The sequence below is a fragment of the Bdellovibrio bacteriovorus genome (assembly GCF_001592745.1).
Lineage (GTDB): Bacteria > Bdellovibrionota > Bdellovibrionia > Bdellovibrionales > Bdellovibrionaceae > Bdellovibrio > Bdellovibrio bacteriovorus_B.
Genome location: NZ_LUKD01000009.1, coordinates 1 through 15,765, shown reverse-complemented (window position 1 = coordinate 15,765; position 15,765 = coordinate 1). Strand labels below are relative to the sequence as shown.

Annotated in this window: 14 protein-coding genes; 8 read left to right on the top strand and 6 right to left on the bottom strand. The window is 44.0% G+C overall.

Annotated features, from left to right (window positions below; genetic code table 11):
• Window positions 1–200 precede the first annotated feature (200 nt).
• The 4 genes from nrfH (at window position 201) to AZI87_RS17320 (ending at window position 4,005) form a co-directional block, all read left to right on the top strand.
• Window positions 201–647, top strand: coding sequence for a cytochrome c nitrite reductase small subunit (gene nrfH, locus AZI87_RS17335; protein ID WP_253696981.1), 447 nt, complete (start codon window positions 201–203; stop codon window positions 645–647).
• Between the two features lie 9 nt (window positions 648–656).
• Window positions 657–2,045, top strand: coding sequence for an ammonia-forming cytochrome c nitrite reductase subunit c552 (locus tag AZI87_RS17330; protein WP_063209678.1), 1,389 nt, complete (start codon window positions 657–659; stop codon window positions 2,043–2,045).
• A gap of 38 nt (window positions 2,046–2,083) precedes the next feature.
• Window positions 2,084–3,406: a cytochrome c biogenesis protein ResB gene (locus AZI87_RS17325; protein ID WP_253696980.1), complete on the top strand. Its 1,323-nt coding sequence runs from the start codon at window positions 2,084–2,086 to the stop codon at window positions 3,404–3,406.
• A gap of 122 nt (window positions 3,407–3,528) precedes the next feature.
• On the top strand, window positions 3,529–4,005 hold the full coding sequence (locus AZI87_RS17320; protein WP_253696979.1) for a hypothetical protein: 477 nt from the start codon (window positions 3,529–3,531) through the stop codon (window positions 4,003–4,005).
• Here AZI87_RS17320 and AZI87_RS17315 read toward each other — a convergent pair.
• A complete protein-coding gene (locus AZI87_RS17315) occupies window positions 4,002–5,825 on the bottom strand; it encodes a polysaccharide biosynthesis protein (protein WP_253696978.1) in 1,824 nt (607 codons plus the stop codon). The two genes, AZI87_RS17320 and AZI87_RS17315, sit on opposite strands and share 4 nt — an antisense overlap.
• A gap of 181 nt (window positions 5,826–6,006) precedes the next feature.
• Here AZI87_RS17315 and AZI87_RS17310 point away from each other — a divergent pair, with 181 nt between their 5' ends.
• The 3 genes from AZI87_RS17310 to AZI87_RS17300 are packed head-to-tail and all read left to right on the top strand — an operon-like array spanning window position 6,007 to window position 8,046.
• Entirely contained in the window at window positions 6,007–6,558 is a 552-nt protein-coding gene (locus tag AZI87_RS17310; protein WP_063209672.1) for an acetyltransferase, read from the top strand.
• A gap of 45 nt (window positions 6,559–6,603) precedes the next feature.
• Window positions 6,604–7,170 carry a sugar transferase gene (locus tag AZI87_RS17305; RefSeq protein WP_063209670.1) on the top strand — a complete coding sequence of 189 codons (567 nt, stop codon included), beginning with the start codon at window positions 6,604–6,606 and terminating at the stop codon, window positions 7,168–7,170.
• Window positions 7,171–7,176: 6 nt separating this feature from the next.
• Window positions 7,177–8,046: an NAD-dependent epimerase/dehydratase family protein gene (locus tag AZI87_RS17300; RefSeq protein ID WP_063209668.1), complete on the top strand. Its 870-nt coding sequence runs from the start codon at window positions 7,177–7,179 to the stop codon at window positions 8,044–8,046.
• Here AZI87_RS17300 and AZI87_RS17295 read toward each other — a convergent pair.
• From AZI87_RS17295 to AZI87_RS17280, 4 genes are read right to left on the bottom strand one after another with little or no spacing between them, the layout of a single operon-like run.
• Window positions 8,039–9,289 carry a glycosyltransferase family 4 protein gene (locus AZI87_RS17295; protein ID WP_253696976.1) on the bottom strand — a complete coding sequence of 417 codons (1,251 nt, stop codon included), beginning with the start codon at window positions 9,287–9,289 and terminating at the stop codon, window positions 8,039–8,041. The two genes, AZI87_RS17300 and AZI87_RS17295, sit on opposite strands and share 8 nt — an antisense overlap.
• The gene (wecB, locus tag AZI87_RS17290) at window positions 9,274–10,404 is read right to left on the bottom strand and encodes a non-hydrolyzing UDP-N-acetylglucosamine 2-epimerase (RefSeq protein WP_063209665.1); all 1,131 of its coding nucleotides are present in this window, start codon (window positions 10,402–10,404) and stop codon (window positions 9,274–9,276) included. The genes AZI87_RS17295 and wecB overlap by 16 nt, the downstream gene beginning before the upstream one ends.
• A gap of 1 nt (window position 10,405) precedes the next feature.
• A complete protein-coding gene (gene wbjC / locus AZI87_RS17285) occupies window positions 10,406–11,518 on the bottom strand; it encodes a UDP-2-acetamido-2,6-beta-L-arabino-hexul-4-ose reductase (RefSeq protein WP_063209663.1) in 1,113 nt (370 codons plus the stop codon).
• 2 nt (window positions 11,519–11,520) lie between these two features.
• Window positions 11,521–12,558 (bottom strand): polysaccharide biosynthesis protein, encoded by a 1,038-nt coding sequence (locus tag AZI87_RS17280; RefSeq protein WP_063209661.1) that lies wholly within the window; start codon window positions 12,556–12,558, stop codon window positions 11,521–11,523.
• A 223-nt stretch (window positions 12,559–12,781) separates the two neighbouring features.
• Here AZI87_RS17280 and AZI87_RS17275 point away from each other — a divergent pair, with 223 nt between their 5' ends.
• Window positions 12,782–14,263, top strand: coding sequence for a lipid II flippase MurJ (locus AZI87_RS17275; protein ID WP_063209659.1), 1,482 nt, complete (start codon window positions 12,782–12,784; stop codon window positions 14,261–14,263).
• 66 nt (window positions 14,264–14,329) lie between these two features.
• Here AZI87_RS17275 and AZI87_RS17270 read toward each other — a convergent pair.
• The coding region (locus tag AZI87_RS17270) for an MBOAT family O-acyltransferase (RefSeq protein ID WP_063209657.1) at window positions 14,330–15,765 on the bottom strand (1,436 nt) is incomplete at its 5' end.

Here is a 15,765-nt window from a genome sequence, read left to right as displayed (position 1 = left end):
AAGGGCCTTAGTTAAGAATACTCCCAAGGTAGAGGATGTTAAAGATTTACTTCTGTCGGTCGAGGAAAATAAACTCAGTGTTTAGATTTGAGAATCAACTCCTAACAAACATCTGTCATATTGCAGACCGTCCTAGGACATTTTCATATTGAAAACCTATTAAGAATGATGTGAATTTGTTTATAGGAGCATTGAACCCCATGAGTAAACTGAACGTCGTATTTTTGATTCTTTTTGGAGTCGTCCTAGGACTGGGATGCTACTCGTTCATTTACGCCAAGGGTTATTCTTATATGTCGGATGATCCCAAGGCCTGCGTGAATTGCCATATTATGAACGAAAATATGGACTCATGGATTAAAGGCACACATCACCACGTCGCAAAATGCAATGACTGCCACCTTCCGCACAACATCGTCGGCAAATACGCGGTGAAAGCTTTGAACGGCTTCAACCATTCGGCGGCATTTACTTTGCAAAACTTCCCCGATCCCATTCGTATTCGTGAGCACAGCCTGAAAGTCGTTAAAAGCTCATGCTTAAGCTGTCATCAGCCCATGGTTCAAGCGATGAATCATGGAGGAAAAAATATCAATGAAGAGACCAATTGCCTGCATTGTCACCGCAACGTTGGACACGTGAAATAGGAGTTCATTATGACAAAATCAAAAGGGATTTTTCTAGCTGTCGGAGGAGCTGCGATTGCCACTGTCTTACTGACGGCTCTTTTAGTGAATATCTTTGAGCGCAAAACGGAAGCGAAAAATGTCTTCTATCGCGTTGTTGAAATCACTGATGACATGGATGATCCAGCGATCTGGGGAAAGAACTTTCCTCATCAATATGATTCCTACCTTCGCACGGCCGATATGCGAAGAACCAAGTACGGTGGTTCTGAGGCATTTCCTCACGTGCCTACAGAACTAGATCCGCGCGATACCGTATCCCAACAAAAGCTGGATGAAGATCCGCGATTAAAAATCATGTGGGCGGGCTATGCATTCTCAAAAGACTTCCGCGAAGAACGCGGACACGCTTACATGCTTTCGGATCAAATTTTTACGGAAAGACAGAATGTTACGAAGCAACCAGGCACGTGCTTGAACTGTCATGCTTCGACTTATGTGCTTTATAAAAAATTAGGTGATGGCGATATCACGAAGGGTTTTGAAGAGATGAATAAGATTCCTTATAAAGAGATCGTTCATTCTGTCAATCACCCCGTCTCTTGCATCGACTGTCATGACCCTTCAACAATGTCACTGCGTGTGACTCGTCCCGCCTTCATCGAAGGTATTCGCGCGTTTAAAGCCACTCAAGGTATCAAAGAATACGACGTGAATAAAATGGCCACTCGTCAGGAAATGCGCACTTTCGTGTGCGGCCAGTGTCACGTTGAGTACTATTTTAAAGGGGCAGATAAACGCCTGACTTATCCTTGGGCGGACGGCCTTAAAGCCGATCAGATTTTGGAGTACTATAAAAAAGACGGCCACAAAGATTGGGTGCATGCGGAAACTGGCGCTTCTGTTTTAAAAGCCCAACATCCTGAGTTTGAAATGTTCAATCAAGGCACTCATGCTCGTGCCGGTGTCGCCTGCGTAGATTGCCACATGCCTTATGAGCGCGTGGGTGCGATGAAGATCACAAACCATCATGTGCAAAGTCCTCTTTTGAATATTAATAAAGCCTGCCAGACTTGCCATAATGTTCCTGAGGGCGAGTTGAAGGCGCGTGCTGAAACTATTCAAGATCGTCATATGGAGCTTCGTAATATCGCGTTTGATGCATTGGTCGACTACATCAAGGATCTTAAAGAATTTAAAGATATTGATTTAACTAAGACTCCGAATAAGAAATTGGCTGACGCTCGAGATTTACAAAAGCAAGCTCAGTTCTTGTTTGACTTCGTGGAGGCCGAAAACTCTTCGGGCTTCCATGCTCCGCAGGAATCCGCTCGCGTCTTGGGTCTTTCAATTGAAAAAGTACGCGAGGGTCAGAAGCTTGTCGCCGAACTTAGAAGAGAATTGAAAACCGCGAAGTAATGCCTTGGTATCGTAAAGTTATAAAAAAATTAGCGTCGATGGAGCTTGCAGTTTTAATCATTGCCTCCATCGCCGTGTTGATTGCGATCGGCACTGTCGTTGAGTCGAAGTACGATGCGTGGACGGCGAAGAACTTAGTTTATGCTTCCGTCTGGATGTATATTGCTATGGGCGCTTTGGTGATAAGCCTTATCGCCGTGATTATCGACCGTTGGCCGTGGAAGCCCCGTCACGCCTCTTTTATCTTTGCTCACGTCGGAATCATCATCTTGATTTATGGCTCTTTACTGACCCAGCTTTTTGGAGTTGATGGCACCGTTCGTCTTTCAAAGACAGACGGCCCCGTAAAAGAAGTGACTGTGCAGGACACAGACCTCGTGGTCTATCGCTCCCCTGACGGTTCAGATTATGAAAAGATCTATACCGAGGAAGTGAACTTCTTAAAAAATCCGGTCACGACGGATAAGCCGGTTTTAATTAAGAGCCGCGATCTTAATTTTGAGATTCTAGAATCCATTCCCTATTCTGTTCCCAAACTTCAGGTGGAAGCCTCGCCTCAACCTCAAAGTGGTGCGGCGGTTCGATTTCAGTTGGCAAATCCCAACGTCAGTCAAGTGGACTGGCTAGTTCAAAGAAATGTTTTCGAAAAAGTAGAAGCTCAAGTGGGTCCCGTCTTAATTACGCTGGGAGGACTCTGGGATCGCAACCCCACCATCAACGAGATTCGCTTCAATATCACTGAAAAAGGCTCTTTGAACTACGCGCTTTATGGAAAAGATGAAACAAAACCTTTTAAACAAGGTACTGCTAAAGAAGGGGATCTGGTTGAAACCGGATGGATGGGATTGCAACTTCGCATCCTTCGCTATTTACCTAAAGCTGTGCAAAAATATGATGTGACTCGATTGGATCATCCTGTCCCTGGAAGCTCCCCTTCACTTCGCGTCCGCTACAACGGACAAGAAAGTTATTTGTTCTTAAATGATTACGTCAAAGTCTTCACTGAAAATCGCGTTTATTTGGTTTCCTATCAAAATCGTCGATTGCCTTTAGGTTTTGAAATCTCACTCGACGAATTTAAGAAAACCGATTATCCGGGCACGATGAGAGCGATGGCTTATCAAAGTGCTGTTCATTATGATGGTGGAAATAAGGCGCTTATTTCAATGAATGAGCCTTTGAAGTATAAAAAGTTTTATATTTATCAGGCAAGTTTTGAGGAAGGGCCGAGTGGGATTGTGAAGGCTTCTGTTTTGTCTGTGAATCAAGATCCTGGGCGCATCTGGAAATATTCGGGTTCAGCTATGATGTGCTTAGGAATTGTGCTGTTATTTTACTTTCGTCGAAAGAAAGTCTCGTAATCATTAAGAACAATTAGCATTAAAATTCTTCATTTTTTGTCAAATCTCTAGTCAAAAACTCTGTATGAAACACAGAGCCAGATTTCCTATCTCCTTTCCACGTTTTTGGCATAATAGGAGATGTGGAGGCGAACATCATGATGAAGTTCTTTGTTCTACTTGTGCTACTAACGACGTTTCTAACCTATAAAGCTTACGCCGATGCAGGGATTGGCATCGTGATAGGCGACCCGACGGGAGTTTCAGGGCGCGTCGGATTAGACAACAGCCATTCTCTTGAAGGAGCGCTTGCTTTCTCTTCAAGTCATTATGAAGGATTGCACATTCACGGAACCTATTTGTGGGATCGGGCTCGGACTTTTAGCACTTCCGAAGGCCCCTTGGAAATGTATTACGGATTGGGAGTACGAATTATCACCATCCAAGACGGCAAATATGACGGCGACATCGCGATCGGGCCACGAGCCCCCTTGGGTCTTCTGTATAATTTCAACAATCCAAATTTAGAAGTATTTGGTGAGGTTTCTGCAGCCCTGGATCTAGCGCCCAAAACGGATGTCGATTTGGACGTCGGCATTGGGGTGCGGGTAAGATTCTAATGAACCTTTTCACCCGTTTCGATCATCGGCTGATATTCTTGAACTAGTTCTATCAGTAAAGCTTTGACAGTCTCTACGTCTCCGGCAGTGCAAGCTTGTTTCATTTTTTCAAGCTTAGGAAATAGGATCACGGATTCTATCATGCCTTCCACTGCGCGCATGATGCGAGGGTGATGTGTGCCCTCGACGTTCTCACCAATTAAAAGCTCTTCGTAGAGCTTTTCGCCAGGTCTCATTCCCACGTACTCGATGGAGATATCACCCTGGCCTGTTGCGGGATCTCGGACCTCAAGACCACTGAGTTCGATCATTTTTCGTGCGAGATCAGCGATTTTTACAGGTTCGCCCATATCAAGGACAAAGACATCCCCCCCCTTCCCCATGGCTCCGGCTTGCAAAACAAGCTGGGCGGCTTCAGGGATGGTCATGAAATATCTCGTCACATCTGGATGAGTTACGGTTACGGGACCGCCGGCGCGAATTTGTTCTTTGAAAAGAGGAACAACAGAACCGGAAGAACCCAAGACGTTACCGAAGCGGACCATCGTTACTCGAGTTTTCGAAGAACCGCTTTCTGAAATTGCTTGAAGAATCAACTCGGCCAGCCTCTTTGTCGCTCCCATCACGTTTGTCGGGCGGACCGCTTTGTCTGTTGAAATTAGAACAAAATTTTCAACATGTGAACTAATAGCGGCCGAGACAGCGTTCCAAGTACCAAAGGCATTATTCAGGACACCGGCGATGATATTACTTTCAACAAGAGGGACATGCTTATAGGCAGCAGCATGATAAACAGTGTTAACCTTATACTTTTTCATCACTCTGTCTAAGTGCTCACGATTCAGCACGTCACCTAGAACAGAGTAAACTTTTAAAAATGGATGATGCCTGTGCAGCTCCTGCTCCATCTTATAAAGGGCAAACTCACTTTGTTCGAAAAGCACCAACGACAACGGAGAGTTTATAGCAATCTGTCTGCAAAGCTCAGAACCAATGGATCCTCCAGCGCCGGTGACTAAGACAACTCTTTCTTTGATACAAGCCGACAGCAGATCCGAATACGGCGGCACTGGATCTCTTCCCAGTAAGTCCTCAACGCCCACTTCCCTAATATCCTCGATGCGAACGCGACCATCTACCAATTCACCCATACCTGGAAGCGTCTTTAGTTGAATATCTTTTCCTTCAAATTTCTGGATCACCTCACGACGTCGTGAACGAGTCGCAGAAGGCATGGCAATAAGCAACTGAAAGCAGTCCCTCTCGGCCATAATTTTAAGTGCATCGGCGGGGTTGAAGACACGAATCCCGGCGACATTAGTTCCGTGCAAATCTTCATTATCATCGAAAAAAGCGACAGGAGAAAATTCCGGGCTCGACATCAAAGCCAGTGCTGTCTGAAGACCAGATCTTCCCGCCCCGTAAATCGCCACTTTCTGGCGTCGGTCCGTTCGTCTTTCGAGTGAACGTAAAACTCCGCGAGCCATAAAACGGCTAGAAGCGATGTACGCTATTGCGATGATCCAATAAATTACAATGGACGAGCGCGGAAGACCTTCTACACGGCCCATAACTACCGCAGCGGTCAGCATAAATACAGACAGGGTCACACCGTAAAAAACTGTGGCAATGATTTTGTCATCCATATATCGAATCACTGCTCGATAAAGACCGACACGAATAAAAATAGGAACAGTAAGAAAGGGAAGCAAGAAGAACAGCCAATAGTAGGATGACACCACCGGGTAAAACGTACCAAATCTTAAAGATATCGCCGAATAGAGAGCCAGCGGAAGCAGCACAACGTCACATAAAAGCATGATCAGAATTTTAGTTTTCCTGGGAAGCGCTGCAATTTTAAGAAACATCGTAAATTGACCCTTGTACAGTGAATACGCCATCATGACATAGGGAAAGATGCACATCAACAAGCCCGCACATCACCGTTCCCATATTGACGCATACTCTAAGCAGCATGTAGTCTTTTCTCGCTGAGGGATCATGATGAACAAGCAAATTTTTATTGTCGGCTGCGGGGGACACTCGAAAGTCGTCACAGATGCACTAGTCGCAACACAACGATGGGACATCGTAGGATACATTGATGAAGTTCCGAAAAGCAGTGAGTTTCTCGGGTGTCCGGTGTTTAACTCTTTAACGAATCTTTACGCAAAGTTTCCATCTGTAAAGTCAGCTTTCGTAGCCATTGGCGATAATGAAAAACGCCGACTGTGGTACAAAATCCTTGAGGACAACAACCACACCCTACCTTGGATCGCCCATCCAACGGCATGCCTGTCACCAACCGCTTCCGTGGGAGCTGGCACCCTGATTGGAGCGAAATCGTTTCTAGGGGCAAGTTCAAAGGTCGGACGTGGCGTCATCGTCAATACCGGCGCGATAATCGACCATGACTGCGAAATAGGTGATTTTTCGCATATGAGCCAAGGCGCTATAGCGTGTGGCGGAGTAGTTGTAGGCTCAAATGTACTTATCGGCCCCGGTCGCGTGGTGGAAAAACTGAGCAAAATAACCCATTCAGTCGTGACATAGTCAAATTTCGCTTAACCAAAATATATAGGACATATTCGACAGATCATGGAAAAAAAACGTTTTTTGGATTTAGTATTATGTGCGTTTGCCTTCGCACTTTTAGGAGTTCCCTTATTAATAGTCTTTCTAGCCGTTAAGCTGACCTCGAAGGGGCCCGCGCTTCACTGGTCAAAAAGAATTGGACAGAATAACGAAATTTTTCTGATGCCGAAATTTAGATCCATGCGAGTAGACACCCCACAAGTGGCCACGCATCTATTGACTGATCCAGGACAGTACCTGACACCTATTGGCGGCTTCATTCGCAAAACAAGTTTGGATGAACTACCACAGTTGTTATCAGTATTAAAAGGAGACATGAGCTTCGTTGGCCCTCGACCAGCATTGTTCAATCAAGATGACCTACGCGATCTCCGCACACAATACGGAGTTCAAAAGCTGAAGCCTGGTATAACAGGTTGGGCTCAAGTGAACGGCAGAGATGAGCTGCCCATACCGGTGAAAGTTGAATTTGATAAATATTACCTCGAGAATTACTCTGTCTCTTTAGATATTAAAATTCTTTTTCTTACAGTACTTAAAGTTCTAAAACGTGATGGCGTTAGCCACTAGGATGTCATGATTAAAAAAGTTCTGCTTACGGGATCCACTGGTTTTGTTGGAAGTAATTTTTTAAAGCGTCATGGGAATGACTTCGACATCACTTGTTTGGATCTTCGCAAACTTCCCTTAGAATCGACGTCCTTTGCAGGACATGACAGTCTGGTTCACTGTGCGGCCTTAGTTCATCAAATGCAAGGCGCTCCCGAGCAAGAGTACTTTAAGGTCAACTATGAATTGACAAAAGCTCTTGCAGAAAAAGCGAAACAAGAAGGCGTAAAACATTTTATCTTTATTAGCACAGCGCACGTTTATGGCGACTCTGGAAGCCTCACAGATCATCAAACAAGGCTTACTGAAGAGACCGTCTGTCACCCGCATGATCCTTATGGGCGAAGCAAATTAGCGGCGGAGGAATTCTTGTTAACGGTGCAATCCAATGACTTCACGGTGTCGATTATTCGTCCTCCGATGGTCTACGGCAAAGGTGCCAAAGGCAATATCGTAAGCTTAGCAAAACTTATTAAACTCTGCCCTCTTCTGCCTTTGGACTATACGAAGAATAGAAGAAGTATCGTTTTCGTCGGGAATCTCTGTCACTTCATCGCTTTGACTGTCGAAAAGAAGGCACCTGGAATCCTTCTACCACAGGATGCTGAGGCCGTTTCGATCAGCACGCTCGTTAAAGAGATCGCGGGAGCCATGGATAGAAAAATCATTCTTTTTTCCATCCCCACGGTTTTATTAAATCTGATTTTCAAGGCCTCAAAAAAACTCTCTTTACGGCTTTTCGGTTCACTTGCTATGGACAGTAGCATAAGCAATAAGAAGTTAGGATACACAGCGAAGTATTCAACAAGAGAAGGACTGAGAGAGCTTGTTACTTAGTTCTCTCTGAAAAAATCCCTAAGAGTCTTTTGACTTGCGCAACCATTTCGAAATTTTTTTCAAAATAGTTGAATCCAGAAGTTCCCATCGCCTGTAGCTTCTCCGGAGCCATCGCATGCATTTGACGTATATTCTCTGCCAGCGTCTTTCCGTTCTCGGCAGGCCCTACAAGACCACATTGAGATTCGAGAATAATCCGCGCACCTTCACCGTCGATGGCGCCAACGATGGGCTTTCCTGCGGCCATGTACGACTGCGTTTTCCATGGCAAGGTGTATTGCAATATTTCGTCCGAGTTTAGAGTCAGCATGAGCACTTTGGATTTAGCGTAGATCGTTGGAATGTAACTAATATCGAAACGTCCCAAACATTCTAGATTATCGAGACGGTGCTCTTTCTTCATATCTTGCACCCAGGAAAGCATACTTCCGCTCCCCACCAGGACAAGTTTGAGATCTTTGATATCTTTTAAATATTTTGCTGCATCGACAATAGTCTCCACAGACTGAGCCTTGCCGATGTTTCCGGCAAACACGACACAGAAGTTCTCACGAAGAACTTTCTCCGCTTCATCCGGAAGCGCCAACATTTCGCGATTTGCAACTCTCTTAAATGAATTAGGATAATAAAGGACTTCAGTTCCGCCTGCGAGACTTTTAATAGGCGCAATAAAACGCTCTGACTGCGCCAAGATCAGATCACAACATCGGTAGATAATCCGAACCATCACTTCAACTGCTTTTAGAATGATGCGGTTTTTTACAAATTTCGTGACGACGAGGCTTTCAGGCCACAGATCCAACACCCATAAAGCCAGAGTAGACCTTTTAAAAAACTTAAGCACAATCGCAGGAATTGTTGCCGTAATCGGAGATGGCGCGAATACAAAAATAACATCGAATTTTCGTTTTCTCAGGATCCAGGGACCAAGAACCGACGCAAAGAAAGCAAAGGACAAATAATTAAGAGCAAGATTTTTCGCTCCTCCGCGTCCACGGGGACGAAGAGGGACACGATAGATATCTATATCTTTCCCGAACTTTTCAGTTTGAACACCGGAAACTTGATAACCTTTGAAGATGGCGCCATCCGGATAGTTAGGTTTTCCCGTGAGAACGGCAACTTCATGACCCAACTTCTCCATCTCCTCAACGAGCTCGTTGATAATGAAGGTTTCCGGCATAAAATACTGACTAACAACTAAAACCTTCATCTTAAAACCCGGAACTAGCTTTTGCGCCAAACAACGCGATTAACATAGTCTGTATAACTAAGAATAATTCTGACCACTTTGTCGGAAACATTCGGCATTGAGTAGTCACCTACCAAGCGCAACAATCTTTCTGCGCCGGAAGGCTGTTTGTTCAACACCTCCAATGCTTGAAGCACTCGTTCCGCCTCAAGTCCCACCATCATAACCGCAGCTTCTTCAAATCCCTCGGGTCTTTCATGGGCTTCACGAATATTTAAAGCCGGGAAATTCAAAATTGAAGACTCTTCGGTGATTGTTCCGCTATCAGAAAGAACCGCTCGAGCGTTCAGTTGCAAATTGTTGTAATCAGAAAACCCTATTGGCTTCATTAAGCGAACATTCGCGTGAAAAACACTTCCTCTTATATTAATGCGATTTTGTGTTCGAGGGTGAGTAGATACAACCACAGGGAGGTTGAAATGCTCGGCCACGGAGTTTAGCGTTTTGACGAGCTTATCGAAATTCACGTCAGATTCGATGTTCTCTTCACGATGCGCGCTAACTAAAAAATACTGTCCTTTTGTTAAGCCCAGACGCTGTAAAACATCTGACGATGCAATCTTGCTTTGATAGTGAGTCAACACCTCAAACATCGGACTGCCCGTTTTAATCACACGGTCTGGAGGCAAACCCTCTCTTAGAAGGTATTCCCTGGCAATGGTGCTGTAAGTAAGGTTGATATCAGCCGTATGGTCGACAATTCGTCTGTTAGTTTCTTCCGGAACGCGCTGATCAAAGCATCTGTTACCCGCCTCCATATGAAAGATGGGAATCTTTCTTCTTTTTGCGGCGATAACACTTAGACAGCTATTCGTATCACCAAGAACCAGTAAAGCTTCCGGTTGAACTTGGTCCATCACCTTATCTACAAGCTTTATGATGTTCCCAATCGTGTCGGTCGCGGATTCGCCGACAGCATTTAAAAAATGATCAGGCTTACGAACGCCCAAGTCTTGGAAGAAGATTTCATTGAGCTCGTAGTCGTAATTTTGGCCGGTATGGACAAGAGTGTGATCACAAAATTCATCAAGCTTCGCCAAGACGCGGGACAAGCGAATGATCTCCGGTCTTGTGCCTAATACTGTCATTACTTTCATTTTCTTCACTCTAAACCTCATGCCCGATGGTATCGGGTTTTTGCCTATCAAAGATCTCGTTCGCCCATAACATCACGACAAGCTCGTCAGAACCGATATTTGTAATGTCGTGCGACCACCCTGGAATCGTTTCTACAATTTTCGACTCGGATGCATCGACATCAAGTTCATAAAATTCTTTCGTCACAATATGCCGAAAGCGATAGCGACCTTTGCCTTTTAAGATCAAAAACTTTTCCGTTTTGGTGTGGTGATAATGCCCACCCCTTGTGATGCCTGGTCCTGCAGTAAAGAAAGAGAACTGACCTGACTCTTTGGTCTTCAGCATCTCAACAAAAACACCCCGTTGATCGGCGTACCGCGGGACACTATAGGAAAACTGCTCAGGCTTTAGAAAGCTCAGGTAGGTTGCATGCAAAGCTCTATCAAGTCCGACTCCGACATGCTCGGTAACGAGCGTTTGGCGGCTGCTCTTGAAAGCTCTGATTCTTTCCGCCAACTCTCCCACCTTTACCGTAAACACGGGCGCCACCTGGCGGTAACCTTGCGGTGGAGGATTTTCAGAAAAAGAATCCTCAAGAACCGAAATGAATTCTGACACGACATCATCGACATAAACCAGTTTCACTACGGCCTGTTCATCGTGAATTGTGATCGGTAGGTCATTAGCAATATTGTAGCAAAATGTCGCGACCGCCGAGTTGTAATTAGGCTTGCTCCACTTGCCGAAAATATTCGGAAGTCTGTAGATATAAACCGGAGCTTGCTTTTGCAAAGCAAATAAAAAATCCTCAGCTTGTTTTTTACTAACGCCGTAGTCGTTATTCTTTTCCGCCTGAATTGAGGATGTGTAGACGATGGGTGTCTTCTTGCCTGAGTGAGCAACCAAGTCACAGATCTTTTGTGTTAGCGTCGCATTGCCTTCAGAGAACTCTTTAACATCAAGAGGTCGATTCACACCGGCTAAATGAAAAATGAAATCTGCCTTGTGAACAAGCGCTGCCAGTTCGTTTTCGGCCACACCACGATGAAACTCGAGGATTTCGAACTTTTTTAACTCTCGCAGTCTCACGATAAGGTTTTTGCCAAGAAATCCCTGGGAGCCCGTCACTAACACTTTCATAATTATTCCTCAGGATTTGCGGCGCGACCTTCACGAATGGCACGAATAAAGTCCAACTTCAACAAAAGCTCTTTCATGCCCGCAACATCGAGTCTTTCCGTATTGTGAGAGTTATAATCCTCAGATTGGGAAATTGCCACCTCACCTTGATCAACAAACTTTCCGTAATTGAGATCACGTAAATCTGGTGGCACGCGATAGTAATCGCCCAGATCCTGAGCGGAGGCCATTTCTTCTCGGCTCAAAAGTGTTTCGTAAAGCTTTTCTCCATGACGAGTACCCATAATACTGATCGCATGTTGCGGAACTCCTAGAAGCTCACGCAAAGCTTTGGCTAGAACATCTACTGTCGCAGCCGGAGCTTTTTGCACAAAGATGTCACCGTTTTTTGCATGTTCGAATGCGTACAATACAAGATCCACAGCGTCCGCCAGTGACATCATAAAACGAGTCATATGGGGATCGGTAATAGTCATTGGCTTTCCTGCTTTGATTTGCTCGACAAAAAGAGGAATCACCGAACCTCTCGACGCCATCACATTGCCATAACGGGTTCCAGAAATAACGATATTTTCGTCCTTCAAACCACGCGACTTCGCGACCATAACTTTTTCCATCATGGCTTTTGAAATTCCCATGGCATTGATAGGATAGACAGCTTTGTCTGTACTTAGACAGACAACTCTTTTGACTCCCGCTTGAATCGCCGCTTCTAGAACATTTTCAGTTCCGTTAACATTCGTTTTTACAGCTTCCATGGGGTGGAACTCGCAAGAGGGAACTTGTTTCAAAGCTGCAGCGTGGAAAATAAAGTCAACGCCTCGACAAGCGCTTGCGATACTATTGAAGTCACGGACGTCGCCAATATAGAATTTTAATTTATTAGATTTATATTTCTTTCGAAGATCGTCCTGTTTCTTTTCGTCACGACTAAAAATTCGAATTTCGCCAATATCTGTTTCTAAGAAGCGCGATAAAACCGCATTCCCGAATGAACCAGTTCCGCCCGTAATCAACAATACTTTATTCGCAAATTCCAAACTAACCTCTCACCACAGCCCAACAGAGTCCACGCTTGCAGTTACTTTCCTTAAGGCCCCCGATTATCTCGAAATAGTTCAAGGAGTGCAAGCGCCGAGCAAGTAGATGTCCTCGAGAAATTGCATCGGCGGCCATCACCTACAACGCACCTAGACACGAGTTCAAAATAGACATGCTACGGCTTGCGCCTATACTCTTTAAAATCACAAGAGACGTACGGATTTGAAAAAAACATTAATCGCAGTAGTTATATTAGCAATCATCTCAAAGGCACTAGGGTTTTCCCGCGAAGTTTTGCTGGCCTACTACTTCGGAACTTCCCCAGCAACAGACGCCTTCAGCTTAACTAGCGTTATTCCCCTCCTTATCTTTGGCCCTCTGGGCTCCGCTTTGGCTGCGGCCTTCATTCCTTTGTCAACTCATGCTGAGACAAAGGAAGCCAAACTTCGCCTTCTTGCTCAGCTCGGAGTTTTTTATTTATTTGTATCAACACTCGGTCTTTTCGTTGGCCTGATTTACTCGCGGGAGATCGCTACGATCATTGCACCTGGGGCAAGTGGTGATTTTTTCACCTCCGTCCATTTTTATACCAGGATTTCACTTCTAGCTTTTCCGTTTGTGGGACTCACTTCTATTCTCGTCGCGTTTCAGCAGGCGGACGACAAACACCTAAGTGCGAATGCTATCGGCATTCCGTTAAGCCTAGCCACCATCGCTATCATTGTGACCGCAAAGAACACAGACAGCGATATGCTAGCCTATGCAACTCCTGTTGCATACCTTGCTCAAGCAGCCTATTTGCTTTATCTAATAGCCCCCCATTTTCATTTTGCCTCCATCAAGAAAGGTTTATGGAATCTCGAAGTCGCTAAAGATGCCTTAAGAGCTACGAGCGTGATACTTCCGACGCTCATTCTTATACAGTCAAACGGACTTATTGATCGAGTTATTGCCTCTAAACTCCCAACGGGCTCGATTTCGTCACTTGCTTATGCAGATAGAATAATCACTTTGTTTATAGGTGTTTTTATTCTTAGCCTATCTTCGATAATTTTTCCAAAGCTGTCCCTCAATATAAGGGAAAAAAACCTACTCTCCTTCACGGCAAATACGGAGAAAGCCTTAAAACTTACGATAGCAACCTCTATCCCCATCGCGGTGGGAATTTTATTCTTTAGCGAAGAAATTATTTACCTTGTCTTCTATCGCGGCTCATTCGACCAAGCTTCACTTGATGTAACGAGCAGCTGCCTGCTTCTGTATTCTTTTGGAATTATTTTTATTGGCGCAAAAGAAATTATCACTAAGGCGTTTTACGCGATGAATTCCTCCATCCAACCGCTGATCGCCGCCGCTGTTGCTGTAGTAACCAACACCCTGCTTAGCCTATACCTCTCCCAAATAATGGGAGTGAATGGCATCGCATTAGCAACGAGCATTGCCCAAGCTATTTCGTTGATATACTTGCTAATTGTATTCAAAATGAAGGCGGGTTCCTTCTGCATGACTGGCGGCTTTAAGGTTTTTCTTTGGCCCTTGGCCATTTCGCTTATTCTCGCAGAATGCACCAGCATTTCCATTCTGCAAAGTGAGTTTATTAGCCATAAGCATCTATCTTACGCAGTGGCTGCAGCTCTGTACTTGCTGACAACCTATGGCCTTGTTTTCTATTTAGACAAAAGAAAAATATTGAATCTTGGATAAAAGAAATCAATTACATTTTAAAACCATTTTAGCAAAAATCACGACGCAAATCATACTTAAATCAACCTAAAATTGAAAGTATATAAAAGGTTGTGGAGCATTCAGGCTATTTTGATAGTAAAAGTAAAATATCGGAGTATAGACGAATGCAAAATACACTGCAAAACGCACCGGCATTGCAAGTCGCTCAATATATCGAAGCACATCACAATAGTATCCTGCTATCTCAACAACAAGAAGAATGCAAATAGGAAGCATGAGAAATAGAAAATCTACTTCAGTAAGACGTAAATCAATTAAACCTTGCTCAAGGTAATTAATAGGAGACATGATTCCATCGAACATATACTGGAAAACATAAACTGCGTCGTCTACCTTATTGGCTCTGAATAGGACCCACCCCACACAAACTAGCATGAATGTTGAAAAAACTTTTATGCTTACTGGAAGTTTAATAGAAATACTTCGTCTTTGAAAGAGGGCTTCAATTATATTTAATATACCATGATAAGCTCCCCATAAAACGAATGTCCAATTTGCTCCATGCCATAACCCACTCAACAGAAATGTTATAAACAAATTTCTATAGCGAAGAACTGACGAAACTTTGGAACCACCCAGAGGAATATAAACGTAGTCTTTGAACCACGTTGAAAGTGAAATATGCCAACGAGACCAAAAATCTTTTACGCTCTTTGCAAGATAAGGTGCATTAAAATTCTGCATGAGATCGAAGCCAAGTAACTTAGCTGAGCCTAATGCTATATCTGTATAGCCAGAGAAGTCGCAATATATTTGAACCGCAAAGAAAAACGTCGCCAGAACGATCGAAAAGCCTTTGTACTCAGGAAGGTTATTATACACCATATTGACGTGACTCGCCAAAGTATCGGCTATTACAATTTTCTTAAATGCACCTAAAGCAATGAGTTTTGCACCGTAAACTGCCTTATCGTAGTCGAAAGAGTGCTCTTTTTTAAATTGAGGTATTAAACTCTCTGGCCTTTCAATTGGCCCCGCTACCAGTTGGGGAAAAAAAGAAACGTACAAAGCATAGTCGATGAAGTTGGACTCAGCAGGAATGCGCCCCTTAAAAACGTCGACAACATAACTCAATGTCTGAAACGTATAAAACGAGATTCCAACGGGAAGAATTAGATCTAGTGTGAAATCAGAAACTGGCAAAGAGATATTTCTTAGAAAACTCGTAATAGAATTGCTGAAAAAATTGAAATATTTAAAAAAACCTAACATTCCCAGACAAACAAAGGTACTTATAATCAAAACCCGCCTAGGGTTTATCCCTTTTGAAATGCATTTCGCAGCAAAATATGAAACGACAGTCGTAGATAATATTAGAACTATTAGTTTATAGTTCCAACTCATATAAAAATAATAACTAACTCCTAATAACATCACATTTCGAAACTTATGCGGCAGTACATAATACAATAGGAATACTGTTGGCAAAAATATCGCATAAGCAAATGAATTAAAAATCA

Excerpts from the sequence above, each read along its gene's own strand:
- nrfH (WP_253696981.1), top strand. The coding sequence starts at position 201 with ATGAGTAAACTGAACGTCGTATTTTTGATTCTTTTTGGAGTCGTCCTA.
- AZI87_RS17330 (WP_063209678.1), top strand. The coding sequence starts at position 657 with ATGACAAAATCAAAAGGGATTTTTCTAGCTGTCGGAGGAGCTGCGATT.
- AZI87_RS17325 (WP_253696980.1), top strand. The coding sequence starts at position 2,084 with ATGGAGCTTGCAGTTTTAATCATTGCCTCCATCGCCGTGTTGATTGCG.
- AZI87_RS17315 (WP_253696978.1), bottom strand. The coding sequence starts at position 5,825 with ATGCTTTTATGTGACGTTGTGCTGCTTCCGCTGGCTCTCTATTCGGCG.
- AZI87_RS17310 (WP_063209672.1), top strand. The coding sequence starts at position 6,007 with ATGATGAACAAGCAAATTTTTATTGTCGGCTGCGGGGGACACTCGAAA.
- AZI87_RS17305 (WP_063209670.1), top strand. The coding sequence starts at position 6,604 with ATGGAAAAAAAACGTTTTTTGGATTTAGTATTATGTGCGTTTGCCTTC.
- AZI87_RS17300 (WP_063209668.1), top strand. The coding sequence starts at position 7,177 with ATGATTAAAAAAGTTCTGCTTACGGGATCCACTGGTTTTGTTGGAAGT.
- wbjC (WP_063209663.1), bottom strand. The coding sequence starts at position 11,518 with ATGAAAGTGTTAGTGACGGGCTCCCAGGGATTTCTTGGCAAAAACCTT.